The following is a 26,009-nucleotide window of genomic DNA, read 5'->3' on the forward strand; positions in this document are numbered from 1 at the left end:
GGGGACGTCACGGGGCGATGGCCCAGGCGAAGTTCCCGAGGCCCTGCACGGAGACGTCGCGGGCGCCGATGTACTTGGCGTAGTCGGTGGTCAGGCCGGAGGCGGTGCCGCGCAGGACCGTGACGGCGCCGTAGCCGTTCTCGCCGCCCGCGCCGATGACCAGGTCGGCCTTGCCGTTCTTGTTGACGTCGGTCAGCCGCACCGACTGGCCGAACTGGTCCCCGGTCTCGGAGCCGCCGGGCACGCCCTCGGTGTCCTGCGTCCAGGTCTTCGCGCCCTTGGTGGTCAGGCCCTTGGCGGAGCCGAGGAAGACCGTCACCGCGCCGGCCTCGCGGATGGTGCCGATGGCCTCGCCGGGCGCGCCGACCGCGACGTCGGCGTAGCCGTCGCCGTTGATGTCGCCGGTGCTGACCGACGAACCGAACAGGTCGCCGGTCTCGCCGGTGCCGGGCGCTCCCGCGGTGTCCTGGTGGATCACGGTCGGGGTCTGGGCGGGGTCGGGGCCGTTCGGGCCGCCGTACCAGACGGAGATCTGGCCGCCCTTGTGGCCGGACTTCTTGGAGCCGCTGGGGTCGGTGGGGTCGCCGAGGACCACGTCGCCGTAGCCGTCGCCGTTGATGTCACCGATCGAGCCGGGCAGACCGTCGGCGTTCGGCAGGTTCTTCATGGCCCACTTGGAGCCGTTCCAGGTGAAGTAGTCGATCTCCCCGCCCGGGTCGCCGTCCACGAGGAACGGGTAGAAGCGCTCGGCGGCGCCGTCGTGGTTCAGATCACCCGCGAACACGTCGGTGGCGCCGCCCAGTTCGCCGACGCCGAGGTTGTTCGCCGGGGTGCCGGTGCGGGTGAAGGGGCCTCGGTACAGGCGGATGTGGTTGCGGCCGGCGAGGGTGACGTCGTTCTTGCCGTCCCCGTCGAAGTCGGCGACGGCGATGCCGGCGGCGAAGTTGCCCCACTCGTTCAGGGTGGACGGCTGGGGCACCAGGGCGCCGCCGGACAGACCGGACTTGCCGCCCCACAGGATGGTCGCGCTGCCCACGGCGTCCCGGTCGCCGATGGCCTCGCCCGGGGCGCCCACGACCAGGTCGGAGTAGCCGTCGCCGTCGAGGTCGCCGGCGGCCAGGCTCTGGCCGAAGAGGTCCCCGGCCTCGGCGGTGCCCGGGACACCGGTGGAGTTCTGCGTGATGACGGTGCGCTTGGCGGCGGAGACGCCCGAGGACGAACCGTAGAGGACGACGACCGCACCGGCCTGCTGTGCCGAGCCGACCTGGTGGCCGGCGGCGCTCAGGGCGATGTCCAGGTAGCCGTCGCCGTTGAAGTCGCCGCTGAGCCGGGAGGGCGCGGCGGAGGCGGGGGTGACGGGCAGGGCGGTGAGCAGGCCGGTGGTCAGGGTGGCGGCCAGCAGGAGGACGCGCTTGCGCAAGGCGGGGCTCCGGGTGGGAGGGAGCCGGGCACGCGACGCGCGGGCCCGGCCGGGGATGAACGGGTCGAGGGCTGGTCAGTCGGCGAAGACGGAGCCGAACTGCGGGGTGCCCGAGGTGGAGACGCCGGCGCTGCCGGCGCCGATGAAGCGGCTGCCCGAGGTGGTGATCTTCGAGCCGTTGGACGGCAGGTAGGTGAGGGCGCCGTCGCCGCTGTCCTCGTTCGCGCCGATCACCAGGTCGGCCTTGCCGTCGCCGGTGACGTCGTCGAGCTTGACGTCGATGCCGAAGAGGTCCTTCTTCTCGTTGCCGCCGGGGACACCGGTGGTGTTCTGGTTGAAGGACTGGGCGCCGGAGGCGGTGTTCACGCCGGACGCCGAGCCGTACAGGACGGTGACCGCGCCGGTGTCGGTGACGCCCTCGATGTCCTCCAGCGGGGCGCTGACCACGAGGTCCTGGTAGCCGTCGCCGTTGATGTCGCCGAGGTCGAGGTCCCAGCCGAAGGAGTCGCCCTTCTCGGAGGTGCCGGGGACGCTGCCGGTGTTCTGGCTGATGCCGGTGGTGCCGGCCGGGCCCGAGGCGGAACCGTAGGTGACGTTCACCCGGCCGCCGTTGGAGGCGTCCGGGACGGGGGTGCCGTCCTCGGTGGTGGCGTCCCAGCCGGCGCCGCTGACGATGTCGCCGAAGCCGTCGCCGTTGATGTCACCGATCGCCGTGATGATGCCGGGCTTGAGGGCCTTGGCGGAGGAGCCGGTCAGACCGCTCGCGGTGCCGGGCAGCCAGTAGTTGGTGTTCCAGCCGTACTGGGTGGAGGTCTCGTAGCCGTCGACCACCAGGTCGGTGCGGCCGTCGCCGTTGACGTCGCCGGCGGTCAGGCTCATCGGGCCGAACGGGTAGTCGTTGCTGCCGGACAGGATGGGCGGCTTGACGGTGGTGACGCTGCCCGCGGTGCCGGAGGCGCTGATGCCGCCCTTGTAGAGGTAGAGCGTGGCGGCGGAGCTGCCGACGACCAGGTCGGTCTTGCCGTCGCCGTCGAAGTCGCCGGCGGCGAGGTCCTTGCCCCAGTAGTCGTGGGAGGAGGCGGCCGGGTCGACCAGGTGGGCGGACTTGCCGGTCAGGCCGGTCTTGGAGCCGTACAGGATGACGAGGTCGCCGCCGTTGGTGTCGGTGCCGACCTTCTCGAAGGGGGAGCTGACGGCGAGGTCGTCGTAGCCGTCGTTGTTGAAGTCGCCGTAGGCCGTCTCCTGGCCGAAGCCGTCGCCGGCCTCGGCGGTGCCGGGGACGCCGGTGGTGTTCTGGCTGATGACGGTGCGCTTGGCGGAGGTGACGCCGGTGGCCGTGCCGTACAGCACGACGATCTGGCCGGCGTCCTTGTGGCCGCTGACGTAGGCGCCGGCGGCGGAGGCGGCGACGTCACCGATGCCGTCGCCGTTGAAGTCGGCCTTCGCGACCTTGACGGAGTCCGCGGCGGTCGCGGGCGACGCGGCGAAGGTGAGCAGGCCGCCCGTCAGCGCGGCCGCGGTGGCCGTCGCGAGGGCGAGTCGGCGGTGCTTGTGCATGCGGTTTCTCCTACGGCATGCGGGGGATGCCTGGCGGGCATCCGCAGTCGATGGGGTGCGGTCGCCCTGTGTTCGACGCGAGTTGCTCCGCGGTTCACAGGAGACCGGCGATCATGAGACCCGCGCCGGGGCGTAAGGGTTGTACATGAGTTCGGTGAATTTTCCCGGGGCCGCTGTGACCGCCGGTGGGGACCGGAGGCCACCGCCGGTTCGGCGCCGGGCGGCGTCTCCTGCGGCTCAGCCTGAGCGGCGGCTGGTCCGGCCTGCCGCGGGGTCCGGCGGGACCACACTTCAGGGGACGACGCGGAGTCGTCCTCACGCTTCTTTGACCGTCGCGTGTAGGACACTGCGCGCACATGATCCGGATGAGGGGTCCAGCCGGGGCCCCGTTCGACGAGAGGTGTCATGTGCCCAGTGTTGTGAAGATCAACGTGCTGACCGTTCCCGCCGAGCAGCGGGAGGTCCTGGAGAAGCGGTTCGCCTCGCGGGCCCACGCGGTGGAGAACTCCGACGGCTTCGAGTGGTTCGAGCTGCTGCGGCCCGTCGAGGGCACCGACCAGTACCTCGTCTACACGCGCTGGCGTGACGAGGAGTCCTTCCAGGCGTGGATGGAGGGGCCGATGAAGTCGGCGCACCAGGGCGGCGGCGAGGGCGGCGAGCGTCCGAGGCCCGCGGCCTCCGGCTCGACGCTGTGGTCGTTCGAGGTGGTGCAGCAGGCCGCGCCCAAGGGCGCCTGACGGACGGACGACGGCGCCCCCCGACCGTGCGGGTCGGGGGGCGCCGTCGGGTTCCAGGGGCCGTTACTTCACCGGCTCGGGCTCCGGCTCGCTCTGCGCCTCGGCCTCGCCCGCCGGGTCGGCCGGCGTCCTGACGGAGTCGAGCAGCAGCTGGGCGACGTCCACGACCTGGATGGACTCCTTGGCCTTGCCGTCGTTCTTCTTGCCGTTCACGGAGTCCGTGAGCATGACGAGGCAGAACGGGCAGGCGGTGGAGACGATGTCGGGGTTCAGGGACAGGGCCTCGTCGACGCGCTCGTTGTTGATGCGCTTGCCGATGCGCTCCTCCATCCACATGCGCGCGCCGCCGGCGCCGCAGCAGAAGCCGCGCTCCTTGTGCCGGTGCATCTCCTCGTTGCGCAGGCCGGGGACCTTGCCGATGATCTCGCGCGGGGGCGTGTAGATCTTGTTGTGGCGGCCCAGGTAGCACGGGTCGTGGTAGGTGATGATGCCCTCGACCGGGGTGACCGGGACCAGCTTGCCCTCGTCCACCAGGTGCTGGAGCAGCTGGGTGTGGTGGATGACCTCGTAGTCGCCGCCGAGCTGCGGGTACTCGTTGCCGATCGTGTTGAGGCAGTGCGGGCAGGTGGCGACGATCTTCTTCGCCGACCTGGGCTTCGCCGACTCGGGGACGACCTTGCCCTCGTCGTCCAGCTCCTCGCCGAACGCCGTGTTCAGGGCCATCACGTTCTCCATGCCGAGCTCCTGGAAGAGGGGCTCGTTGCCCAGGCGGCGGGCGGAGTCACCGGTGCACTTCTCGTCGCCGCCCATGATCGCGAACTTCACGCCCGCGATGTGCAGCAGCTCGGCGAAGGCCTTGGTGGTCTTCTTGGCGCGGTCCTCCAGGGCGCCGGCGCAGCCGACCCAGTACAGGTACTCGACCTCGGTGAGGTCCTCGATGTCCTTGCCGACGACCGGGACCTCGAAGTCGACCTCCTTGGTCCACTCCAGGCGCTGCTTCTTGGCCAGGCCCCAGGGGTTGCCCTTCTTCTCCAGGTTCTTGAGCATCGTGCCCGCCTCGGACGGGAAGGCGCTCTCGATCATCACCTGGTAGCGGCGCATGTCGACGATGTGGTCGACGTGCTCGATGTCGACCGGGCACTGCTCGACGCAGGCGCCGCAGGTGGTGCAGGACCACAGCACGTCCGGGTCGATGACGCCGTTCTCCTCCGCCGTGCCGATCAGCGGGCGCTCGGCCTCGGCGAGGGCGGCGGCGGGAACGTCCTTCAGCTGCTCCTCGGACGCCTTCTCCTCGCCCTCCATGGTCTTGCCGCCACCGGCCAGCAGGTACGGCGCCTTGGCGTGGGCGTGGTCCCGCAGCGACATGATCAGCAGCTTCGGGGAGAGCGGCTTGCCGGTGTTCCAGGCGGGGCACTGCGACTGGCAGCGGCCGCACTCGGTGCAGGTGGAGAAGTCGAGCAGGCCCTTCCAGGAGAACTGCTCGACCTGGGAGACGCCGAAGACGTCGTCGTCGCCGGGGTCCTCGAAGTCGATCGGCTTGCCGCCGGACGTCATCGGCAGCAGGGCGCCGAGCGAGGTCTCGCCGGTGGCGTTGCGCTTGAACCAGATGTTCGGGAACGCCAGGAAGCGGTGCCAGGCCACGCCCATGTCGGTCTTCAGGGCGACCGTGATCATCCAGATGAAGGAGGTCGCGATCTTCAGGCCGGCGAAGAAGTAGGTGAGGTTCTGCAGCGTGGAGACGTCCGCGTGCTCCAGCCAGGAGACGACGGGGTACGAGATGAAGAACGAGGCCTCGTAGCCGTCCACGTGGTGCTGGGCGCCTTCGAGGGCGTGCAGCATGAAGATGCAGACGCCGACGATCAGGATGACGGCCTCGACGAAGTACGCCTGGCCGAAGTTGGAGCCGGCGAAGCGGGACTTGCGGCCCGGCTTGCGCGGGTGGCTCAGCTGGCGGATGACGATCAGGGCGAGGATGCCGATCACCGTCATGGTGCCGATGAACTCGACGTAGACGTTGTACGGCGCCCAGTCGCCGAGGAACGGCAGCAGCCAGTCCGCCTTGAACAGCTGCCCGAACGCGTTGACGATCGTCAGCAGGAGCGTGAAGAAGCCCACCGCCACGAACCAGTGCGCCACGCCGACGACGCCCCAGCGGTTCATCCGCGTGTGGCCGAGGAACTCCTTGGCCACGGTGAGGGTGCGCTGTGTGGGATCGTCGGTCCGCGTGCCGGCCGGCACCGGCTGGCCCAGCCGCATGAAGTTGTAGATCTGCAGGAGGGCGCGGCCGAACAGTGCCACGCCGACCACGATCAGGACCAGCGACACGATGATCGCGGCGAGTTGCATTGGGGCTCCTGAGGCGGCCTCGGTCGACACGAGCTGTCTGAGCTGATCGACATTACTAAGCGGTAACTTATGCAGTCCGTCTGAGACTACCCCCATCTTCCGTCGGGATGCAGCAGAGCGCGGGGTGATCTGGGTCGCCGCCCGTCAATCGGATCGTGTTATTCGTACCGAATTGATACTTTCGCCCCTACCTTAGAGCCGTGCTCTACGGGATCGCCGCCGCCACCGCAGCCCTTCTCTTCACCGCCGTGCTCGCGGCGGCGCTCCGGCTGCCCGCCCGGAGGGCCGGAATCCTGGACCGGCGCCGCCAGCGGCCGCTGCCCCTCCTCGGCGGTCTCGCGGTCGTGATCGTCACCTGCCTGGTCGCCGGAACGGGTGAGTGGACCCGGGTCGCCCCGCTCGGGGACGGGGTCGGACGGCTGCTCGTGGCGGCCGCCGCCGTGGCCGGGCTGGGCCTGGTGGCCGACGTCTGGCGGCTCCGCGCGCGCGTGCTCGTCACCGGTACGGCCGTGGCGGCGGTCTGCGTGGTGCCGTACGACGAGACGGGCGTGCCGGGCGGGCTGCTGGCCATCGGCTGGATCGTCCTCGCCACCCTCGCCTTCAAGGGGCTCGACCACGCCGACGGGCTGGCCGGGACGGTCGGCGTGGTCACCGCCTTCGGCGCCGGAGCCTGCGCCGCCGCCGAGGTGATGGACGGGCTCGCCGTGCTGCTGAGCGTGGTCGCCGCCGCGCTCACCGGCTTCCTGATGCACAACTGGCATCCCGCGCGGGTCGGGCTCGGCGCCTGCGGCTCGCTGTTCACCGGGTTCGTGCTGTCGTCGGCGGTGGTCTTCACGCGCGCGGGGTACGACATCGGGCCGAGCGCGGCCGTGGTGTTCTGCCTCGCTGCCGTGGCCGTCGCCGACGCCCTCCTCGTGGTCCTCGCCCGGGGGGTGGCCCGGCGCCCGCTGCTGCGGCGCGGTCCCGACCACCTCGCCCACCGGCTGCGGCGGCTCGGGCTGGCCCCGCAGGCGTCGGTGGTGCTGCTGGGGGCCGGCGCCTTCTCCTCGGTGCTCGTGGGGGTGCTCGTGCACACCGGCTGGACGGGGGACTCGGCCGTGCTCTGGGTGGCCGGCGGGGTCGCCTTCGCCGTTCTCGTGCTCCTTTTGATTCCCGCTCCGCAGGGCCGCCGCCCGCCATCGACGCAGGTCAGCGGGCACTTGCGTGTAAGGAACGGATAAGAGTTGAGTCTCGTTGGCTCAGGTCTGTTGACCCAGCGGTTCTCCTCGTGCACACTTGAGCCTGTTCCACTCAAGTCAGCTGGAGGAATCAACCATGGCACGTGCGGTCGGCATCGACCTGGGCACGACTAACTCCGTCGTCAGCGTTCTGGAGGGCGGCGAGCCCACCGTCATCACCAACGCCGAGGGTGCCCGGACCACGCCGTCCGTCGTCGCCTTCGCCAAGAACGGCGAGGTGCTCGTCGGCGAGGTCGCCAAGCGCCAGGCGGTCACGAACGTGGACCGGACCATCCGCTCGGTGAAGCGCCACATGGGCACCGACTGGAAGATCCAGCTCGACGGCAAGGACTTCAACCCGCAGCAGATCTCCGCGTTCATCCTGCAGAAGCTGAAGCGGGACGCCGAGGCCTACCTGGGCGAGAAGGTCACGGACGCGGTCATCACCGTCCCGGCCTACTTCAACGACTCCGAGCGCCAGGCCACCAAGGAGGCCGGTGAGATCGCGGGTCTGAACGTCCTGCGCATCGTCAACGAGCCCACCGCGGCCGCGCTCGCCTACGGCCTCGACAAGGACGACCAGACGATCCTCGTCTTCGACCTCGGTGGCGGCACCTTCGACGTGTCCCTGCTGGAGATCGGCGACGGCGTCGTCGAGGTGAAGGCCACCAACGGCGACAACCACCTCGGCGGTGACGACTGGGACCAGCGCGTCGTCGACTACCTGGTCAAGCAGTTCCAGTCCGGTCACGGCGTGGACCTGTCCAAGGACAAGATGGCCCTCCAGCGCCTGCGCGAGGCCGCCGAGAAGGCCAAGATCGAGCTGTCCTCCTCCACGGAGACCTCGATCAACCTGCCGTACATCACCGCGTCCGCCGAGGGCCCGCTGCACCTGGACGAGAAGCTCACCCGCGCCCAGTTCCAGCAGCTGACGGCCGACCTGCTGGAGCGCTGCAAGACGCCGTTCCACAACGTCATCAAGGACGCCGGCATCTCCATCAACGAGATCGACCACGTCGTCCTCGTCGGTGGCTCCACCCGCATGCCCGCCGTCGCCGAGCTCGTCAAGGAGCTGACCGGCGGCAAGGAGGCCAACAAGGGTGTGAACCCGGACGAGGTCGTCGCCATCGGCGCCTCGCTCCAGGCCGGTGTCCTCAAGGGCGAGGTCAAGGACGTCCTGCTGCTCGACGTCACCCCGCTGTCCCTCGGCATCGAGACCAAGGGCGGCATCATGACCAAGCTGATCGAGCGCAACACCACGATCCCGACCAAGCGCTCCGAGATCTTCACCACGGCCGAGGACAACCAGCCGTCGGTGCAGATCCAGGTCTACCAGGGCGAGCGCGAGATCGCGGCCTACAACAAGAAGCTCGGCATGTTCGAGCTGACCGGTCTGCCGCCGGCGCCGCGCGGCGTCCCGCAGATCGAGGTCTCCTTCGACATCGACGCCAACGGCATCATGCACGTCACGGCGAAGGACCTCGGCACCGGCAAGGAGCAGAAGATGACCGTCACCGGCGGCTCCTCGCTCCCGAAGGACGAGGTCGACCGCATGCGCGAGGAGGCCGAGCGCTACGCGGAGGAGGACCACAAGCGCCGCGAGGCCGCCGAGGCCCGCAACCAGGGCGAGCAGCTGGTCTACCAGACCGAGAAGTTCCTCAAGGACAACGAGGACAAGGTCCCCGGCGAGATCAAGACCGAGGTCGAGGCCGCGGTCGGCGAGCTGAAGGAAGCCCTCAAGGGCGAGGAGACCGCCGAGATCCGCTCCGCCACCGAGAAGGTCGCCGCCGTCTCGCAGAAGCTGGGCCAGGCGCTGTACGCCGACGCCCAGGGCGCGCAGGCCGCGGGCGGTGCCTCCGCCGGCGCCGGTGAGGCCAAGGCCGACGACGACGTCGTGGACGCCGAGATCGTGGACGACGAGCGCAAGGACGGGGCCGCGTAATGACGGAGGAGACCCCGGGCTTCGAGGAGAAGCCCGACGTCCCCTCCGGCGCCACCTCCGACGACGCCGAGCCGAAGGCCGCCCCCGAGGAGGGGGCGGCCCCGGCCGGGGACGGACACGCAGAGAACGCCGGTCTGGTCGCCCAGCTGGACCAGGTGCGCACGGCGCTGAGCGAGCGCACGGCGGACCTCCAGCGGCTCCAGGCCGAGTACCAGAACTACCGCCGCCGGGTCGAGCGCGACCGGATCGCGGTCAAGGAGATCGCCATCGCGAACCTCCTGACCGAGCTCCTGCCCGTGCTCGACGACATCGGCCGCGCGCGGGAACACGGCGAGCTGGTCGGCGGCTTCAAGTCGGTGGCCGAGTCGCTGGAGACCGTCGCGGCCAAGATGGGCCTCCAGCAGTTCGGCAAGGAGGGCGAGCCCTTCGACCCGACGATCCACGAGGCCCTGATGCACAGTTACGCGCCGGACGTCACCGAGACGACCTGCGTGGCGATCCTGCAGCCCGGGTACCGCATCGGCGAGCGCACCATCCGCCCCGCGCGGGTGGCCGTCGCCGAACCGCAGCCCGGCGCGCAGACCGTCAAGGCCGAGGACGCCGAGGAGGCGCCGGCGGCCGACGACAAGGAGAACGGTGGCCCGGACGAGGGCTGACGGGAACACTGACGGGAAGGAGGGGCGTCGAGGATGAGCACCAAGGACTTCATCGAGAAGGACTACTACAAGGTCCTCGGCGTCCCCAAGGACGCCACCGAGGCCGAGATCAAGAAGGCGTACCGGAAGCTCGCACGCGAGTTCCACCCGGACGCCAACAAGGGCAACGCCAAGGCGGAGGAACGCTTCAAGGAGATCTCCGAGGCGAACGACGTCCTCGGCGACCCCAAGAAGCGCAAGGAGTACGACGAGGCGCGCGCGCTGTTCGGCAACGGCGGCTTCCGCCCGGGGCCGGGCGCGGCCGGCGGCTCCTTCAACTTCGACCTGGGCGACCTCTTCGGAGGCGCCGCCCAGGGCGGAGGCTTCGGCGGCGGACTCGGTGACGTCTTCGGGGGCCTGTTCAACCGCGGCGGCGGCGCCGCGGGCACGCGGACCCAGCCCCGGCGCGGCCAGGACATCGAGTCCGAGGTCACGCTGAGCTTCACGGAGGCCATCGAGGGGGCCACGGTGCCCCTGCGGATGTCCTCCCAGGCGCCCTGCAAGGCCTGTTCGGGCACCGGCGACGAGAACGGCACACCGCGCGTGTGCCCGACCTGCGTCGGCACCGGCCAGGTCGCCCGGGGGTCCGGCGGCGGCTTCTCGCTCACCGACCCCTGCCCCGACTGCAAGGGCCGCGGGCTGATCGCCGAGCACCCCTGCACGGAGTGCAAGGGCAGCGGGCGCGCCAAGTCGTCGCGCACGATGCAGGTCCGCATCCCGGCGGGCGTCACCGACGGGCAGCGGATCCGGCTGCGCGGCAAGGGCGCGCCCGGCGAGCGGGGCGGACCGGCCGGCGACCTGTACGTGGTCGTCCACGTCGGTGAGCACCCGGTGTTCGGACGCAAGGGCGACAACCTCACCGTCACCGTGCCGGTGACGTACCCCGAGGCGGCCCTCGGCGGTGAGGTGCGGGTGCCGACCCTCGGCGGCCCGCCCGTCACCCTGAAACTGCCGCCCGGCACGCCCAACGGCCGTACCATGCGCGCCCGGGGCAAGGGCGCGGTCCGCAAGGACGGCACCCGCGGCGACCTCCTGGTCACCGTCGAGGTGCGTGTCCCGACGGACCTGTCGGGGAAGGCTCGTGACGCACTGGAGGCGTATCGCGAGGCGACCGCGGGCGAGGACCCGCGGGCGGAGCTGTTCGAGGCCGCGAAGGGAGCTTGAGAGTGATGGACGGCCGTCGACGCGGTGACAATTTTCGTGGGCCGTACGAACTGACCGAGGAGACCCCGGTCTACGTCATCTCGGTGGCGGCCCAGCTCTCCGGACTCCACCCGCAGACGCTGCGCCAGTACGACCGCCTGGGCCTGGTCTCGCCCGACCGCACCGCCGGCCGGGGCCGCCGCTACTCGGCCCGTGACATCGAACTGCTCCGCCAGGTGCAGCAGTTGTCGCAGGACGAGGGCATCAACCTGGCCGGCATCAAGCGGATCATCGAACTGGAGAACCAGGTCACCGCGCTCCAGCACCGTGTCGCGGAGCTGGAGGCGGCCCTGGACGGCGCGGCGGCGGCGATGCAGCAGCGCGAGGCCGCCGTGCACGCCTCCTACCGGCGCGACCTGGTGCCGTACCAGGAGGTGCAGCAGACCAGCGCGTTGGTGGTGTGGCGGCCGAAACGGCAGCAGCAGGACTGACGCGCACAGGCGCACACGAAGAGGGGCCCGGATTCCGGGCCCCTCTTCGTGTCCGGTAACGGCCCGTGCGGGACCGTCCTGGATGTCCGGATCTTTGCCGTTCCCATGAACTCCCTTGACGTGGACGGCCCGTAAAGGGTCCTTGAAGGGGGTTTCGCGCGACCTTCACAGGTGCAGCGGAGCGTGCTGTTGCGCACTCGTTAAGTGATTCTTCTTGACGCCGGGTGTGGCCTGCGCGTTGTCTTTTCAGACACCTGGGCCGTATAGCAACGCCCACGTCCGGAACGCACCTGAAGTGAGCCCTCGCATGCGTCGTATCGCCATATCCGTGGCCGCGTCCACGATGACCCTCTCGCTCGCCGGCTGTGGCGTGCTGAACGTGACGGGGGACGGCGCGAGCGCGAGCCCGACCAAGGGCAACGACATCACGGTGGGCCTGCTGCTGCCGGAGAAGGCGAACACCCGCTACGACAGGTTCGACTACCCCATCATCAGGGACAAGGTGGCCGAACTCACCAAGAAGCAGGGCAAGGTGGAGTACGCCAACGCCGACGCGAGCGCGGCCCGGCAGTCCGAGCAGATGCAGCACATGATCGACGGCAAGGTCGACGTCATCCTGGTCGACGCGGTCGACGCGCACGCCATCGCCGGCGAGGTGAAGAAGGCCAAGGACGCGGGCATCCCGGTCATCGCCTACGACCGTCTCGCCGAGGGCCCGATCGACGCCTACATCTCCTTCGACAACGAACTCGTCGGCGAGGTGCAGGGCCGCACGCTGCTGGCGGCCCTGGGCCCGGGCGTCGACACCTCCGACAAGATCGTGATGATGAACGGCTCGCCCACCGACCCGAACGCCAAGCAGTTCAAGGAGGGCGCGCTCTCCGAGCTGAACGGCAAGGTGGACATCGCGGACAGCTTCGACACCGTCAAGTGGAAGCCGGAGAACGCCGAGGCCAACATGGCCAAGGCCATCGCGAAGATCGGCAAGGACAACATCGCCGGCGTCTACTCCGCCAACGACGGCATGGCGGGCGGCATCATCAAGGCCCTGAAGGCGGCCGGTGTCACCAAGCTGCCCCCGATCACCGGCCAGGACGCCGAACTGGACGCCGTGCAGCGCGTGGTGACGGGGGACCAGTACATGAGCGTCTACAAGTCCTACCCGGACGAGGCCGAGGCCGCCGCGCAGATGGCCGTCACCAAGCTCCAGGGCAAGGACATCCAGTTCGACGCCCTCACCCAGGACCGGGTGGACAGCCCCACCACCAAGGACATCCCGGCCAAGCTGGTCCAGGTGACCGCGCTGACCCAGCGCACCGTCAAGGACACGGTCGTCGCGGACGGCATCTACACCGTCGGGGACATCTGCACCGCCAGGTACAAGGCGGCCTGCACGGCGATCGGCCTGAAGTAGGACACCCGCTTTTCCACCCCCCGGCTCGTCGCGGTGAGCGGCGCGGACCGGTGCCGAAACCCGGACACACCCCCGCTTTCCGGTGGCCGCCGTGGAAGGAGCCGTGTTGCGGACCCGGTTCGGCGCCGCGCATAGTTGCGCCACGGAAGAGGCAGCACACCGGGGGTGGAATGGGCGATGGCCGGGCACGGGGCGGAGGAGCATCCTCACGGTGCCGACCGGCTGTGTGCAGCCGGGGACCGGGTGTACTCCCGTGCCGTGCGCCGGGGGCGGGTGCCGCGCACGGACGCCGAACCGGTGCCCTGCCTGCTGGAACTGGCCCTGCTGCACCCGGACCCGGACGACATGGAATGGCTGGTGCCGACCTCCCCGCAGGAGGTCATGACCCGGCTGCTGCGCGGGGTCTACGACGAGGTCAGCGCGAGCCAGCGGCGGGTGGGCTCGGCGGTGGCCGCGTTCGAGTGGTACGCGGGCCTGGGCAGGCGGCTGGACGCGCTGGCGGCGCCGGCCGAGGGCAGCGCCATCCGGGTCCTGGACGGGCTCTCCCGCATCCAGGCCGCGATGGACGAGGCGACCGAGGCGTGCACCACCGAGGTGCTCACCGTGCAGCCCGGCGGCATCCGGCGGGAGGCGGAGCTGTCCGAGGGCCTGCACCGGGCGCTGGCGCTGCGCGGCCGGGGCGTGCGGATGCGGGACCTGTACACGCATGTGGCCCGGCACGGCCAGGGCCTGCTGAACTACCTGGAGCTGATGGGCGGCGCCGTGGAGGCGCGCACCCTGGACGAGGTCATCGACCGGCTCATCCTCTTCGACCGCACGGTGGCGTTCATCCCCGCCAACACCGACCGCACGATGGCCCTGGAGCTGCGTCACCCGGCCCTGGTCGCCTATCTGGTGACGGTCTTCGAACGGCTCTGGCGCCTGGCGATCCCGCTCACGGCCCCGCTCCCCGACACCGGCATCGAGGGCATCTCGCACCGCGAGCAGTCCATCGCCGCGCTGCTCGCCGAGGGGCACCAGGACGCGGTCATCGCCGAGCGCCTGGGCATCAGCGTGCGCACCTGCCGGGCCCATATCGCGCGCCTGTCGGAGACCCTGGGCGCGGCCAGCCGTACCCAGCTCGGCGTCCGCATCGCCCAGGTCGGCCTGGACGGGCACAGGCCGCCCCTGCCGACCACCGCCCTCGCCGGCCCGGAGCAGGAGCCCCCGGCCCCGCGCTGAGCCCGGTGGCGCCGCGCCTCAGTGCTTCCGGTCGAGGATGCCGGACTGGGCGATGAGATAGCCGAGCTGCGCGCGGCTGCCGCTGCCGAGGGCCTGGGCCAGCTTGGCGATGTGGGCCCGGCAGGTGCGCACGTTCATGCCGAGACGGCGGGCGATGGCCTCGTCGACGTGGCCCTCGACCAGGAGCTTGGCGATGGAGTGCTGGATGTCCGTGATGCCGTCCGGGGCCGTCTCGTAGGGGGCGCCGGTGCTCATCGGCACGGCACGGGCCCACATGAACTCGAACACCTTGATCAGGTAGCGCACCAGGCCGGGGTGGCGCAGTTCCAGGGCGACCTGGCGGTCGTCGCGCACGGGGATGAAGGCGACCGTCTCGTCGCAGATGATGAGCCGCTCCACCAGTTCGTCGATGGTGCGGTACTCCACCTTGCCGACGGAGAACTGGGCCACGTAGCCGAGGGTTTCGGGGCTGTAGCGGGCGGTGTGCTGGTACAGGGTCCGGATGCGCACGCCGCGTTCGAGGAGGGGGCGGTCGCGTTCCAGGCCCTGGAGCAGGGTGTGCTCCATCCGGCGGCTGGTCGGCTGCACGGTCAGCACCTCGGAGCGGCACTCCGCCGTCGCCGCGTCCAGGGCCGCGTTGATGCGGTCCAGGCCCTCCAGCACCGAGATGGCGTGGGTGGAGGTGGTGTCCTGGGCGCTGAGCGCCATGAACGGTTCGAAGGCCTCGGTGAGTTCGATCGACAGCCGCCGGCGTTCGGAGATCTCCCGCTCGATCGGATTGAGCCGCTGGGCGAGCGCGACGGACGGCGGGGTGGGGCGCAGCCAGTTCGCGTCGTCCGGATCCGGCTGGAGGAGGGCGAACTCCATGAGGCAGGGGGCGGCTTCCGTCTCCGCGCGGGCTATCCGCCCCACACGCAGTGCCTTGGCGTAAAGGCCGCTACCCTCCTCGCAAAGTTCGGTCATGGCATGGGGATGTGACGCTTTGGTCCGATTTGATGGCAAATCTCCACCCCCCAGGGTCCTGAACATGCAGGAACATGATGCACCGATCGTGTGGCCATGACGTGCCCAAATGAGACATCGTCTTGTTCGACGGGGGAAGAGGGGACCTTCAAGTGAGGACGAAGCCGAATATGCGCAACAAATTGCTTCGGTCGATGCTTGCCGTCGCCTTCTCCACCGTTGTGGCCATTGGCGCGCTGAGTGGCCTCTCCGGTGCGAAGCGTGACGCGGCGGGCGATACGACCTGGGGAGTGGCTCCCCGGACAGTCGCTGTGAGTGACGGCATCACCGGAACGGCTCATTCCGATGGTGTGGACGACACCACCTGGGGCTGACTGATGACTACTCCACCCGACGACCGGTCCTTCCGCCGCGAAATGGCCACCGCCTACCGCTCCGGATGGCACTTCATCGACCTGGTCACGGCCATCCCGCACAGTGGTGACTCGCTGATGGTCACCGTGTTCGGTGAGCCGGTCGTCGTCACGCGGGACGAGGACGGGGACGTGCGGGCCTACCGGTGCCTGCGCAAGCCGCGTGGCGCGCCGCAGCCGGTGCGCTGTGCCATCCGGTACGGAATGATCTTTGTGAACCTGGACCAGCGGGACCACCGGCTGTCCGAGCCGGCGCCGTCCGACGTACGAACCATCTCGGCCACCCCCCGCAGTGCCTGACGCGATTCCCCCGTCGTAACAGATCGCTCAGGTGCTTCCCCCCGCAGCGGCGTCACCGTGACCTGAACACGGTGACCCCGCTGCAGTTTGCGGGGACATTTCCGGGTATGGGCGCGCTCCACGGTGGCCGGAAACCGTCCTGCGCCCGCCGCGCTCAGCCGCGCCCCAGCGCCCGCTCCACCTGGATCTCGATCACGATCCGGGACGGGTTCGGCGAGGGCGTCCGCCCGTACCGCTCGGCGTACCGCCGCTCCGCCTCCGCGACCCGCTCCGGCTCGGCCCGCACGTGCGCCCGCCCCTCCAGCGTCGCCCAGCGCCGGCCGTCCACCTGGCACACCGCCACCCGGGCCCCCGCGTCCCCGGCAGCGAGCACATGGGCCACCTTCGCACTGGTCTTGTTGCTGACCACCCGGGCCAGCCCCGCCGGGGCGTCGTAGGTCACGCCCACCGGCACCACGTGCGGGCTGCCGTCCGCGCGCAGCGTGGTCAGGGTGCACAGATGCCGCTCGCGCCAGAAGGCGAGGTACGGCTCGTCCGGGGCAGCGGGATCCTGGGAGTACGAGGCCATGCCGTGCAACCTAACCGACACCGCCGGGACACGTGCGCGACCCGCCTTGAGTGGAATAGACTCAACTTTGTGCACGTTGACCGAGGCAGGACCGTCGGGTAGGAGGAGAACGCACACGTGGACGCCGAGCTGACCAACAGGAGCCGGGACGCGATCAACGCGGCGAGCAATCGTGCCCTCACCGAGGGGCACCCGGACCTCACCCCCGCTCACCTGCTGCTGGCTCTGCTCCAGGGGCAGGACAACGAGAACATCACCGACCTGCTCGCGGCCGTCGAGGCCGACCAGGCCGCCGTACGCTCGGGCGCGGAGCGCATCCTCGCCGGTCTGCCCAGTGTGACCGGATCCACCGTCGCGCCGCCGCAGCCGAACCGCGAGCTGCTTGCCGTGATCGCGGACGCCACCGAGCGCGCCAAGGCGCTCGGCGACGAGTACCTGTCCACCGAGCACATGCTCATCGGCATCGCCGCGAAGGGCGGGGCCGCCGGGGACGTGCTCAAGGGGCAGGGTGCCGACGCCAGGAAACTGCAGGAGGCCTTCGAGAAGGCCAGGGGAGGACGCCGCGTGACCACCGCCGACCCGGAGGGCCAGTACAAGGCCCTGGAGAAGTTCGGCACCGACTTCACCGCCGCCGCCCGCGAGGGCCGGCTCGACCCGGTCATCGGGCGGGACCAGGAGATCCGGCGGGTCGTGCAGGTGCTGAGCCGCCGGACGAAGAACAACCCCGTCCTCATCGGTGAGCCGGGCGTCGGCAAGACCGCCGTCGTCGAGGGGCTCGCCCAGCGGATCATCAAGGGCGACGTGCCCGAGTCGCTGAAGGACAAGCGGCTGGTCGCGCTCGACCTCGGCGCGATGGTGGCCGGCGCCAAGTACCGCGGCGAGTTCGAGGAGCGCCTCAAGGCCGTCCTGTCGGAGATCAAGGAGTCCGACGGGCAGATCATCACCTTCATCGACGAGCTGCACACCGTCGTGGGCGCCGGTGCCGGCGGCGACTCCGCCATGGACGCGGGCAACATGCTCAAGCCGATGCTCGCGCGCGGCGAGCTGCGCATGATCGGCGCGACCACGCTGGACGAGTACCGCGAGCGGATCGAGAAGGACCCGGCGCTGGAGCGCCGCTTCCAGCAGGTCTTCGTCGGCGAGCCGAGCGTCGAGGACACCATCGCGATCCTGCGCGGGCTCAAGGGCCGCTACGAGGCCCACCACAAGGTGCAGATCAACGACTCCGCGCTGGTGGCCGCCGCGACCCTGTCCGACCGGTACATCACCTCCCGCTTCCTGCCGGACAAGGCCATCGACCTCGTCGACGAGGCGGCCTCCCGGCTGCGCATGGAGATCGACTCCTCGCCCGTGGAGATCGACGAGCTCCAGCGCTCCGTCGACCGGCTGCGGATGGAGGAGCTGGCCCTCAGCAAGGAGACCGACCCGGCCTCCGTCGCCCGGCTGGAGAAGCTGCGCCGCGACCTCGCCGACAGGGAGGAGGAGCTGCGCGGCCTGACCGCCCGCTGGGAGAAGGAGAAGCAGTCCCTCAACCGGGTCGGTGAGCTCAAGGAGCGCCTGGACGACCTGCGCGGGCAGGCCGAGCGCGCCCAGCGCGACGGCGACTTCGACACCGCGGCCAAACTGCTGTACGGCGAGATCCCGCAGCTGGAGAAGGAGCTGGAGGCCGCCTCCGCCGCCGAGGAGGAGGTCGCCAAGGACACCATGGTCAAGGAGGAGGTCGGCGCCGACGACATCGCCGACGTCGTCGCCGCCTGGACCGGCATCCCCGCCGGGCGCCTGCTGGAGGGCGAGACGCAGAAGCTGCTGCGCATGGAGGAGGAGATCGGCAAGCGGCTCATCGGCCAGAGCGAGGCCGTACGGGCCGTGTCGGACGCCGTGCGCCGCTCGCGGGCCGGGATCGCCGACCCCGACCGCCCCACCGGCTCCTTCCTCTTCCTCGGCCCGACCGGTGTCGGCAAGACCGAACTGGCCAAGGCGCTCGCGGACTTCCTGTTCGACGACGAGCGGGCCATGGTCCGCATCGACATGTCCGAGTACAGCGAGAAGCACAGCGTCTCCCGGCTGGTCGGCGCGCCCCCCGGGTACGTCGGCTACGAGGAGGGCGGGCAGCTCACCGAGGCCGTGCGCCGGCGCCCGTACAGCGTGATCCTGCTGGACGAGGTGGAGAAGGCCCACCCGGAGGTCTTCGACATCCTGCTCCAGGTGCTGGACGACGGCCGGCTGACGGACGGTCAGGGCCGGACGGTCGACTTCCGCAACACCATCCTGGTCCTCACCTCCAACCTGGGCAGCCACTTCCTGATGGACCCGCTGACCACCGAGGAGCAGAAGAAGGAGCAGGTGCTGGAGGTCGTCCGGGCCTCCTTCAAGCCGGAGTTCCTCAACCGGCTGGACGACCTGGTGGTCTTCTCGGCGCTCACCAAGCCCGAGCTGGAGCGGATCGCGGGGCTCCAGATCGACCGGCTGGCCCGGCGGCTGGCCGAGCGGCAGCTCACCCTGGACGTCACCCCCGAGGCGCTGGCCTGGCTGGCCGAGGAGGGCCTGGACCCGGCCTACGGCGCCCGGCCGCTGCGCCGGCTGGTGCAGAGCGCCATCGGCGACCGGCTCGCCAAGGAGATCCTGTCCGGCGAGGTCAAGGACGGCGACACGGTCCGCGTCGACCGCTTCGGCGAGGGCCTGCTGGTCGGCCCCGCGACGGGGAAGACCCTGTAAGGCCCCCACGCGGCCGCACGACGGCCCCTGCCCGGCTGCCGGCCGGGCAGGGGCCGTCGTGCCGTGCGGGCCGCCCGGACGCCGCTGAGGGCGCCGGGCGCGTCGCCGTCACCCGCCACGGTTCCGCGGGCGCCCGTTCCGCCCTGGGCTGACAGGCGGCCCGGGGTTGCCATCCCCCGCCCCTCCTGGGGGAGGATGGCGGCATCCGCATGAAGGGAAAATCACGGTGAGCATCGACCCGTCCTCGATTCCGAACTTCGGGGGCCAGCCCGAACCGCAGCCCGAAGGACCGGTTGGCCCCGTCCTCCCGGATCAGGACCTGGTGAAGCAGCTTCTCGACCAGATGGAGCTGAAGTACGTCGTCGACGAGGAGGGTGACCTCGCCGCGCCGTGGGAGCAGTTCCGCACCTACTTCATGTTCAGGGGAGAGGCCGAACAGGCGATCTTCTCGGTGCGGACCTTCTACGACCGCCCCCACAAGATCGACGAGAAGCCGCAGCTGCTGGAGTCCATCGACGACTGGAACCGCCGCACCCTGTGGCCCAAGGTGTACACCCACACCCACGACGACGGCACCGTCCGCCTGATCGGCGAGGCCCAGATGCTGATCGGCACGGGCGTCGACATCAACCACTTCGTCTCCTCCACGGTCAGCTGGGTGCGGGCCGCGATCGAGTTCGACAAGTGGCTGGTCGAGCAGCTCGGCCTGGAGCAGGAGGTCAACGACTCCGAGAACCCCGAGGACCCCGAGAACCCCGAAGGCAACGGGGAGTAACGGGACCCGGCCGGTCCGGGGGCCTTCCCGCCCCCGGACCGGATCCCGCGCGTCCCCGCGCGTCCTGCGCGCTCACATGCGCCGCAGCCGCTCCGCCGCCTCGAGCAGGACGTCCTCCCGCTTGCAGAAGGCGAACCGCACGAACGGCGCCCCCGCCTCCCGGTCGTCGTAGAAGACCGCGTTCGGGATGGCCACCACGCCCGCCCGCTCAGGCAGCGCGCGGCAGAAGGCGAAGCCGTCCTTCTCGCCCAGGGGCCGGATGTCGGTGGTGATGAAGTACGTCCCGGCCGGCCGGAACACCTCGAAGCCCGCCGCCGTCAGCCCCTGCGCCAGGATCTCCCGGCGCGCCAGCATGCCCCGGCGGAACTCCTCGAAGTAGGAGTCCGGCAGGGCGAGGGCCTCGGCCACCGCGTACTGGAAGGGGCCCGAGGAGACGTACGTCAGGAACTGCTTCACCGCGCGGACCGCGCTCACCAGTTCCGGCGCGGCCGTCACCCAGCCGACCTTCCAGCCGGTGAACGAGAAGGTCTTGCCGGCCGAACCGATGCTGACCGTCCGCTCGCGCATGCCGGGGAACGCGGCCAGCGGCAGGTGCTCGGCGCCGTCGAAGACCAGGTGCTCGTAGACCTCGTCGGTCACCACCAGCAGGTCCCGCTCCACCGCCAGCTCGGCGACGGCGGCCAGCTCCGCGCGCGTGAGCACGGTGCCGGTCGGGTTGTGCGGGGTGTTGACCAGCAGCAGCCGGGTGCGGTCGGTGACCGCCGCGCGCAGCTCGTCCAGGCCGAGCCGGAAGCCGCCCTCCCGCGGGCGCAGGGTGACCGGCACCCGGGTGCCGCCCGCCATCGCGATGCTCGCCGCGTACGAGTCGTAGTACGGCTCCAGCGCCACCACCTCGTCCCCCGGCTCGACCAGCGCCAGCAGCGCGGCGGCGATGGCCTCGGTCGCGCCCGCCGTGACCAGCACCTCGGTGTCGGGGTCGTAGGACAGGCCGTAGCGGCGCAGCTGGTGCGCGGCGATCGCGGTGCGCAGCTCGGGGACGCCGGGGCCGGGCGGGTACTGGTTGCCGCGGCCGTCGCGCAGCGCCCGCACGGCCGCCTCCCGGATCTCCTCGGGCCCGTCGGTGTCGGGGAAGCCCTGGCCGAGGTTGATCGACCCGGTCGCCACGGCGAGCGCCGACATCTCGGCGAAGATCGTCGTCCCGAACGCGGCGAGCCGGCGGTTGAGGTGGGGGCGTGCGCTGGAGGTCATGCCGGTCATCCTCCGCCCAAGCTCTGGAGTTCCTCAACTCCGCTTTGGGGTCAGGCGCGGCCGGGCATCCCCCGGTCACCGCGGTAGGACGCGGCAACGGCGAGGCGCCCACGGGGGGCCGCTTCGGGGGAACGGAAGGAGGGTGACGCCATGACCGTCGGCATCATCCTGGCGGTGGCCGTGGTTCTGGTCATCGCGGCGGCGGCGGGCCGTAACCGCCGCAACCGGCGCGGCGCGGTGCCGCTCGGCAAGGGCGGCCGCCGGAACCGGTCGCACCGCGCGTCGTCGGCAGCGGGCTACGCGGGCGGCGGGGGCACCGGCAGCTGGTGGGCCGGCGGCGGCGACTCCGGCTCGTCGGGCGGGCACGGGGGGCACCACGGCGGGCACGGGGGTCACTCGTGTGGGGGCCATTCGTCCTGCGGTGGCGGCTCGTCCTGCGGCGGGGGTTCGTCGTGCGGCGGCGGGGGCGGATGCGGCGGAGGCGGCTGACACGGGGCAGCCGAGCTTCCGGAACGGGGGCATCCGCATCCGGGCCGCACACGGCCGGGCACCGGCCGGGGGAGACCTCCCGGCGGGCGCCCGGCCGCGTCCGTTCCCCGCGCCCGGCGCACGCCGTGGTTGAACAGTTGAGCTGTGGAGCCCTCTGAGGGATGGAAACCCTACGAAGTTGGGTAAAAACGCTGTGGCGTCGCCACTGTTCATGATTCCCTCTGAAACGCCAACGCAGCCCCTCGGACGTCCCCCAGGCATTCCACCCCGGCCGGGCCGGCTGGGCTGACATGGCCGATCTCCCCCTTCTTGCGTGTTAGCGGAGCCGATCCATGCTCACGACCCTGAACACCACCTACACCGATACGCGCGCTGCCGATCTCGCCTGGGCCCTGGGACGCGAGCCGCTGCCCGCCCTGGCCACCCTCGACCTCGAACTCACCGGCGCGAAACTGCAGTTGCGGCTGCTCGGCGCGTCCCACCAGGTGCTCCTGGAGGAGGAGCGTGGCCGCTGTTCGGAGACGGTCGCCTGCATCCCCGGCTCCAGCACCCCGCTGCCGCTGGGCGTCGCCAAGCGCGTCGGCGACTGGGAGTACGAGTTCGCCGCCCGCGTGGAGGTGCTCACCCCCGGCTCGTTCGCAGGCCGCGCCCAGGAGCTGCTGGCCCTCGTCTCCGACCACCCGCACGGCCTCGCCGGGGTCTTCCCGGGCAGCCCGCACGCCTTCACCGCGATGCTGGCCCAGCACCAGGAGGGCCAGGTGCACTGGCGCACCTGGCACGCCTACCCGCAGGACGGCCAGCTGGTGGCCACCCGGACCCGGGTCGGGGCACGGCGGCGGACGGTGGCCCGGCACTCCGCGGCGACATAAACCCCGATCGCGTCAACCGCCCCCAGATCCACACGTGTGGGTGACGAAGCGTACCCGGCGAGTGACGTAACGTCGCAGCGTGATCGAATCGCACGCCCCCGCGCCCCCGGGCGCCCCGCCCTCCTGGACAGGCCCCGCACGGCTGCCCGTCCGGCCCGGCACCGGGCGGTTCCTGGTCCTCGTGTGCGTCTTCGTCTGCGCGGCCTGCGGACTCGTGTACGAACTCGAACTGGTCGCCTTCGCCTCGTACCTGATGGGCGACTCGGTCACCCAGGCCTCCGTGGTGCTCTCCGTGATGGTGTTCGCCATGGGCATCGGCTCGCTCGGCGCCAAGCGGCTGCGCTGTCACGCGGCGGCCGGGTTCGGCGCGGTGGAGTCGGCCCTCGCGCTGATCGGCGGGTGCAGCGCCATGGCCCTGTACGCCGTCTTCGCCTGGACCGCCGGCTGGGGCGGGATGTGGGCCGACGGCCCGCGCTGCCTCCTGGTCGCCTTCTCCCTCGCCATCGGCCTGCTCATCGGCGCCGAGGTCCCGCTGCTGATGGAGCTGATCCAGCGCATCCGCCGGCAGGACGCGGGCGGCGCGGTGGCCGACCTGTTCGCCGCGGACTACGTGGGCGCGCTGGTCGGCGGCCTCGCCTTCCCCTTCCTCCTGCTGCCGTTCCTCGGCCAGCTGACGGGCGCCCTGGTCACCGGGACGGTCAACGTCGTCGCGGGCGGCGCCCTCGTCCTCGGCCTCTTCCGCCGCGACCTCACCCGCCGCGCCCGCTGGACCCTGCTCCTCGCCGGGCTCACCGTGCTCGGCGTCCTCGCCTCCGCCGCCGCCCTCGCCGGCGACTTCGAACGGGCCGCGCGGCGCGCCGTCTACGGCACGGACGTCCGGGTGGCCGTGCGGACCGGCGTGCAGGAGGTCGTCCTCGCCGGCGGCACCCACGGCGCCCCCCTCGACCTCTTCCTCGACGGCCGCCTCCCGGTCGGCGGCCGGGACCAGCACCGCTACCACGAGGCCCTGGTCCGGCCGGCCCTGACCGGTCCGCACGCACGCGTGCTGATCCTCGGCGGCGGCGACGGGCTGGCCGCCCGCGAGGTGCTGCGCCACCCCGGGGTGCGCCGTGTGGACGTCGTCGAACTCGACCCCGGCCTGGTCCGGCTGGCCCGCCGCGACCCCGGTCTGACCGCCCTCAACGGGCACGCGCTCGCCGACCCGCGCGTGCGCGTGACCACGGCCGACGCGCTCACCTGGCTGCGGCGGGCGCGCGGACCGGCGTACGACGTCGTGATCAGCGACCTGCCCGGTCCCGGCATCACCGCCTCCACCAAGCTGTACTCCGAGGAGTTCTACGGCCTGGCCCGCCGCGTCCTGGCCCCGGACGGCCGCCTGGTGGTGCACGCCGGGCCCGTCACCGCCCGGCCCCGCGCCTTCTGGACCGTGGCCGCCACCCTGCGCGCCGCCGGCTTCGCCGTCTCGCCCTACCGGGTGCCGGGCCACGGCTCCGCCCTCGCGGCCGGGCCCGGCCGCTCGACGGGGGCGCTGCGGGCACCGCGCGACTGGGGGTTCCTGCTGGCGGCGCGCGGGGACGCCGCGCCCGCCCTGCGCGTGGGCGGCGGGCGCGCGGGGACCTTGACGCAGGCCGGGCTGAGGGCGGACGCGCGGGCGGCGGAACGGACGCGGGTGGCCGGGGTGCCGGTGTCGACACTGGTGCGTCCGAGGTACTGAGCGGCTTCACGGCCGGGTGAGTTCCGGCGACAACTGGGTAGGCTCCCCGGACATGAGGCACCAGGTCTTCGTCCCGGCCCCCGCCGAGCGGATCGGCGCGGCACTGGCCGACCAGGCACGCGTGGCCCGGTCGGTCCCCGGCCTGCAGCAGGACGCCGGTGCCGAACCCATCACCGGCCGGCTGAAGCTGCGGGTCGGCGGACACTCCGTCACCTACCGCGGCACGGCCCGGGTGACCGCCCGCGAGGACGGCGGGTACGCCCTCGTGGGCGATGCCACCGAGGCGCGCGGCACCGGCGCGGTCAAGCTGGCGCTGACCCTGCGCCTCGCGGACACCGAGGGCGGCTGCACGGTCACGGCCGAGGGCACGGCGGACGCGACCGGCCGGATCGCGGAACTGCCGGCCGAGACGGTGGCCGCGGCGGCGACCCGGCTGCTGAACCGCTTCCTGGAGTCGCTGGCCGCCGGTGCCGACGGCGGCGCGGGCGACCGGCCGGACCCCTCCGCCGCTGCCGCCCACACCTCCGTCTTCGACACCGAGGTCCCCCCGTCCGCCCTGGCGCCGGACGCGGACGAGGGCCCCGGCACCGACCTCGACGCGGACACCGGCACGGAAGCGGAGTCCGGCACGGACGCGGACGCCGGCACCGGGATCGCCGCCGCCTCCACCGACCGCCCCGCCGGCGACTTCGCCGACACCGGTGAGCCACCCGCCGAGGCCGCGCACGCCCGCCGCACGATGATCGGCCGCAGCGCCGAGGAGGTCGACCACGCCCCGCCGCGCGGCCGCTACGCCCCCGTCCCGGCGCCGCAGAGCGTCACGGCGGCCTCGGCACTGCGCTGGGCGGCACCGGCGGCGGCACTGGTCGTGGCGTCGGCGATCGTCGTCGGCAGGGCGCTGCGCAAACGCCGCTGAGCGCCACGCGCCCCCTGGAGGCGAGGCCGGCACCGTCCTGACCCCAGTACTGTCGTCCCGTGAGTAACGAAGACATCACGCTGACCGCAGGCGAAGCGGAAGCACGCGTCAGCCCGGCCAACGGCGGCCGTATCGGCAGCCTCAGGATCGGCTCCCTGGAACTGCTGCGGCAAGGGGAGCGCTACGGCTGCTTCCCGATGGTGCCCTGGTGCGGCCGGATCCGGGACGGCCGCTTCCTGGACGGCGGCACCGTCCGCCAGATGCCGCTCAACTCCCCGCCGCACGCCATCCACGGCACCGCCCGCGACGGCGCCTGGCGCACCGCTCGCGTGACGGAGAACGAGGCGGTGATCACCTGCGAGCTGACCGACCCCTGGCCGCACCCCGGCCGCGTCACCCAGATCGTCACGCTCGCCGAGGACGGCCTGACGCTGACGATGTCGGTGGAGACGTACGACGACTCCTTCCCGGCACAGCTCGGCTGGCACCCGTGGTTCCACCGCAACCTCGGCGGCGAGGACGTCCGACTGGACTTCAAGCCCGCCTGGCAGGAGGAGCGCGGCGCCGACCACCTGCCCACCGGCAACCGCGTCGACCCCCGGCCGGGCCCCTGGGACGACTGCTTCGGCATGCCCGGCGGCGTCGACGTCACCCTCACCTGGCCCGGGCAGCTGGAGCTGAAGGTGGCTAGCCGGGAGGAGTGGGTGGTGGTCTACGACGAGCAGGCCGAGGCCGTCTGTGTGGAGCCGCAGACCGGGCCGCCCAACGGGCTGAACACCACTCCGCGCCTGGTCACCCCGCTGGACCCGCTGGAAGCCGCGACCACCTGGAGCTGGCGGCGGCTCTAAGCTGGTCG

Annotated in this window: 23 protein-coding genes; 17 read left to right on the plus strand and 6 right to left on the minus strand. The window is 71.5% G+C overall.

What is annotated here, in order from left to right; genetic code table 11:
- Positions 1–7: 7 nt before the first annotated feature.
- Positions 8–1,420 (minus strand): FG-GAP-like repeat-containing protein, encoded by a 1,413-nt coding sequence (locus ACZ5DC_RS11620; RefSeq protein WP_468651737.1) that lies wholly within the window; start codon positions 1,418–1,420, stop codon positions 8–10.
- A gap of 75 nt (positions 1,421–1,495) precedes the next feature.
- Entirely contained in the window at positions 1,496–2,977 is a 1,482-nt protein-coding gene (locus ACZ5DC_RS11625; protein ID WP_468651739.1) for an FG-GAP-like repeat-containing protein, read from the minus strand.
- A 407-nt stretch (positions 2,978–3,384) separates the two neighbouring features.
- On the opposite strand from ACZ5DC_RS11625, the gene ACZ5DC_RS11630 reads away from it, so the two are divergent.
- Positions 3,385–3,714, plus strand: a complete 330-nt coding sequence (locus ACZ5DC_RS11630; RefSeq protein WP_468651741.1) for an antibiotic biosynthesis monooxygenase family protein — start codon at positions 3,385–3,387, stop codon at positions 3,712–3,714.
- Between the two features lie 63 nt (positions 3,715–3,777).
- On the opposite strand, the gene ACZ5DC_RS11635 is transcribed toward ACZ5DC_RS11630, so the two are convergent.
- Positions 3,778–6,060: a (Fe-S)-binding protein gene (locus ACZ5DC_RS11635; RefSeq protein ID WP_468651743.1), complete on the minus strand. Its 2,283-nt coding sequence runs from the start codon at positions 6,058–6,060 to the stop codon at positions 3,778–3,780.
- 200 nt (positions 6,061–6,260) lie between these two features.
- Between ACZ5DC_RS11635 and ACZ5DC_RS11640 the strand changes: the two genes are divergently transcribed.
- From ACZ5DC_RS11640 to ACZ5DC_RS11670, 7 genes are all read left to right on the plus strand, one after another.
- Positions 6,261–7,280, plus strand: coding sequence for an MraY family glycosyltransferase (locus tag ACZ5DC_RS11640; protein WP_468651745.1), 1,020 nt, complete (start codon positions 6,261–6,263; stop codon positions 7,278–7,280).
- Positions 7,281–7,374: 94 nt separating this feature from the next.
- On the plus strand, positions 7,375–9,219 hold the full coding sequence (gene dnaK / locus ACZ5DC_RS11645) for a molecular chaperone DnaK (protein ID WP_468651747.1): 1,845 nt from the start codon (positions 7,375–7,377) through the stop codon (positions 9,217–9,219).
- Positions 9,219–9,875 (plus strand): nucleotide exchange factor GrpE, encoded by a 657-nt coding sequence (grpE, locus tag ACZ5DC_RS11650; RefSeq protein ID WP_468651749.1) that lies wholly within the window; start codon positions 9,219–9,221, stop codon positions 9,873–9,875. The genes dnaK and grpE overlap by 1 nt, the downstream gene beginning before the upstream one ends.
- Before the next feature lie 33 nt (positions 9,876–9,908).
- Positions 9,909–11,078: a molecular chaperone DnaJ gene (dnaJ, locus tag ACZ5DC_RS11655; protein ID WP_366750115.1), complete on the plus strand. Its 1,170-nt coding sequence runs from the start codon at positions 9,909–9,911 to the stop codon at positions 11,076–11,078.
- A gap of 5 nt (positions 11,079–11,083) precedes the next feature.
- A complete protein-coding gene (locus ACZ5DC_RS11660) occupies positions 11,084–11,548 on the plus strand; it encodes a heat shock protein transcriptional repressor HspR (protein WP_103814833.1) in 465 nt (154 codons plus the stop codon).
- Positions 11,549–11,855: 307 nt separating this feature from the next.
- Complete coding sequence (locus tag ACZ5DC_RS11665) at positions 11,856–12,962, plus strand: sugar ABC transporter substrate-binding protein (protein WP_468651751.1); 1,107 nt, start codon at positions 11,856–11,858, stop codon at positions 12,960–12,962.
- Between the two features lie 177 nt (positions 12,963–13,139).
- Positions 13,140–14,183, plus strand: coding sequence for a helix-turn-helix transcriptional regulator (locus ACZ5DC_RS11670; protein ID WP_468651753.1), 1,044 nt, complete (start codon positions 13,140–13,142; stop codon positions 14,181–14,183).
- Between the two features lie 18 nt (positions 14,184–14,201).
- On the opposite strand, the gene ACZ5DC_RS11675 is transcribed toward ACZ5DC_RS11670, so the two are convergent.
- Complete coding sequence (locus ACZ5DC_RS11675) at positions 14,202–15,146, minus strand: helix-turn-helix transcriptional regulator (protein ID WP_468651755.1); 945 nt, start codon at positions 15,144–15,146, stop codon at positions 14,202–14,204.
- 170 nt (positions 15,147–15,316) lie between these two features.
- On the opposite strand from ACZ5DC_RS11675, the gene ACZ5DC_RS11680 reads away from it, so the two are divergent.
- Positions 15,317–15,520, plus strand: a complete 204-nt coding sequence (locus tag ACZ5DC_RS11680) for a hypothetical protein (protein WP_366750118.1) — start codon at positions 15,317–15,319, stop codon at positions 15,518–15,520.
- Positions 15,521–15,523: 3 nt separating this feature from the next.
- Positions 15,524–15,859, plus strand: coding sequence for a Rieske (2Fe-2S) protein (locus ACZ5DC_RS11685; protein ID WP_030648261.1), 336 nt, complete (start codon positions 15,524–15,526; stop codon positions 15,857–15,859).
- Between the two features lie 154 nt (positions 15,860–16,013).
- Here ACZ5DC_RS11685 and ACZ5DC_RS11690 read toward each other — a convergent pair whose 3' ends face one another.
- Positions 16,014–16,427 carry a pyridoxamine 5'-phosphate oxidase family protein gene (locus tag ACZ5DC_RS11690; RefSeq protein WP_468651757.1) on the minus strand — a complete coding sequence of 138 codons (414 nt, stop codon included), beginning with the start codon at positions 16,425–16,427 and terminating at the stop codon, positions 16,014–16,016.
- A gap of 117 nt (positions 16,428–16,544) precedes the next feature.
- Between ACZ5DC_RS11690 and clpB the strand changes: the two genes are divergently transcribed.
- Entirely contained in the window at positions 16,545–19,142 is a 2,598-nt protein-coding gene (gene clpB / locus ACZ5DC_RS11695) for an ATP-dependent chaperone ClpB (RefSeq protein ID WP_468651759.1), read from the plus strand.
- Between the two features lie 226 nt (positions 19,143–19,368).
- Complete coding sequence (locus ACZ5DC_RS11700; RefSeq protein ID WP_468651761.1) at positions 19,369–19,917, plus strand: type III secretion system chaperone family protein; 549 nt, start codon at positions 19,369–19,371, stop codon at positions 19,915–19,917.
- Positions 19,918–19,989: 72 nt separating this feature from the next.
- On the opposite strand, the gene ACZ5DC_RS11705 is transcribed toward ACZ5DC_RS11700, so the two are convergent.
- Positions 19,990–21,174 (minus strand): pyridoxal phosphate-dependent aminotransferase, encoded by a 1,185-nt coding sequence (locus ACZ5DC_RS11705; protein ID WP_468651763.1) that lies wholly within the window; start codon positions 21,172–21,174, stop codon positions 19,990–19,992.
- A 141-nt stretch (positions 21,175–21,315) separates the two neighbouring features.
- Here ACZ5DC_RS11705 and ACZ5DC_RS11710 point away from each other — a divergent pair, with 141 nt between their 5' ends.
- The 5 genes from ACZ5DC_RS11710 to ACZ5DC_RS11730 all read left to right on the plus strand — a co-directional run bounded on the left by ACZ5DC_RS11710 (position 21,316) and on the right by ACZ5DC_RS11730 (position 26,001).
- The gene (locus ACZ5DC_RS11710; protein WP_468651765.1) at positions 21,316–21,654 is read left to right on the plus strand and encodes a hypothetical protein; all 339 of its coding nucleotides are present in this window, start codon (positions 21,316–21,318) and stop codon (positions 21,652–21,654) included.
- 332 nt (positions 21,655–21,986) lie between these two features.
- Positions 21,987–22,523 (plus strand): DUF2617 family protein, encoded by a 537-nt coding sequence (locus tag ACZ5DC_RS11715; RefSeq protein WP_468651767.1) that lies wholly within the window; start codon positions 21,987–21,989, stop codon positions 22,521–22,523.
- A 79-nt stretch (positions 22,524–22,602) separates the two neighbouring features.
- Positions 22,603–24,237 carry a polyamine aminopropyltransferase gene (locus ACZ5DC_RS11720; protein ID WP_468651769.1) on the plus strand — a complete coding sequence of 545 codons (1,635 nt, stop codon included), beginning with the start codon at positions 22,603–22,605 and terminating at the stop codon, positions 24,235–24,237.
- Between the two features lie 52 nt (positions 24,238–24,289).
- Positions 24,290–25,153 (plus strand): SRPBCC family protein, encoded by an 864-nt coding sequence (locus ACZ5DC_RS11725; RefSeq protein ID WP_468651771.1) that lies wholly within the window; start codon positions 24,290–24,292, stop codon positions 25,151–25,153.
- A gap of 59 nt (positions 25,154–25,212) precedes the next feature.
- Positions 25,213–26,001, plus strand: coding sequence for an aldose epimerase family protein (locus ACZ5DC_RS11730; RefSeq protein ID WP_468651773.1), 789 nt, complete (start codon positions 25,213–25,215; stop codon positions 25,999–26,001).
- The last annotated feature ends 8 nt before the right edge of the window (positions 26,002–26,009 follow it).

It is taken from the genome of Streptomyces sp. NPDC031445, from assembly GCF_055581365.1.

What these genes read in the sequence shown, in the direction of transcription:
- ACZ5DC_RS11715 (WP_468651767.1), top strand. Translation starts at nt 21,987, where the DNA reads ATGCTCACGACCCTGAACACCACCTACACCGATACGCGCGCTGCCGAT.
- dnaK (WP_468651747.1), top strand. Translation starts at nt 7,375, where the DNA reads ATGGCACGTGCGGTCGGCATCGACCTGGGCACGACTAACTCCGTCGTC.
- dnaJ (WP_366750115.1), top strand. Translation starts at nt 9,909, where the DNA reads ATGAGCACCAAGGACTTCATCGAGAAGGACTACTACAAGGTCCTCGGC.
- ACZ5DC_RS11635 (WP_468651743.1), bottom strand. Translation starts at nt 6,060, where the DNA reads ATGCAACTCGCCGCGATCATCGTGTCGCTGGTCCTGATCGTGGTCGGC.
- ACZ5DC_RS11710 (WP_468651765.1), top strand. Translation starts at nt 21,316, where the DNA reads ATGACCGTCGGCATCATCCTGGCGGTGGCCGTGGTTCTGGTCATCGCG.
- grpE (WP_468651749.1), top strand. Translation starts at nt 9,219, where the DNA reads ATGACGGAGGAGACCCCGGGCTTCGAGGAGAAGCCCGACGTCCCCTCC.
- ACZ5DC_RS11705 (WP_468651763.1), bottom strand. Translation starts at nt 21,174, where the DNA reads ATGACCGGCATGACCTCCAGCGCACGCCCCCACCTCAACCGCCGGCTC.
- ACZ5DC_RS11675 (WP_468651755.1), bottom strand. Translation starts at nt 15,146, where the DNA reads ATGACCGAACTTTGCGAGGAGGGTAGCGGCCTTTACGCCAAGGCACTG.
- ACZ5DC_RS11725 (WP_468651771.1), top strand. Translation starts at nt 24,290, where the DNA reads ATGAGGCACCAGGTCTTCGTCCCGGCCCCCGCCGAGCGGATCGGCGCG.
- ACZ5DC_RS11670 (WP_468651753.1), top strand. Translation starts at nt 13,140, where the DNA reads ATGGCCGGGCACGGGGCGGAGGAGCATCCTCACGGTGCCGACCGGCTG.
- ACZ5DC_RS11690 (WP_468651757.1), bottom strand. Translation starts at nt 16,427, where the DNA reads ATGGCCTCGTACTCCCAGGATCCCGCTGCCCCGGACGAGCCGTACCTC.
- ACZ5DC_RS11660 (WP_103814833.1), top strand. Translation starts at nt 11,084, where the DNA reads ATGGACGGCCGTCGACGCGGTGACAATTTTCGTGGGCCGTACGAACTG.
- ACZ5DC_RS11685 (WP_030648261.1), top strand. Translation starts at nt 15,524, where the DNA reads ATGACTACTCCACCCGACGACCGGTCCTTCCGCCGCGAAATGGCCACC.
- ACZ5DC_RS11680 (WP_366750118.1), top strand. Translation starts at nt 15,317, where the DNA reads ATGCGCAACAAATTGCTTCGGTCGATGCTTGCCGTCGCCTTCTCCACC.
- ACZ5DC_RS11665 (WP_468651751.1), top strand. Translation starts at nt 11,856, where the DNA reads ATGCGTCGTATCGCCATATCCGTGGCCGCGTCCACGATGACCCTCTCG.
- ACZ5DC_RS11625 (WP_468651739.1), bottom strand. Translation starts at nt 2,977, where the DNA reads ATGCACAAGCACCGCCGACTCGCCCTCGCGACGGCCACCGCGGCCGCG.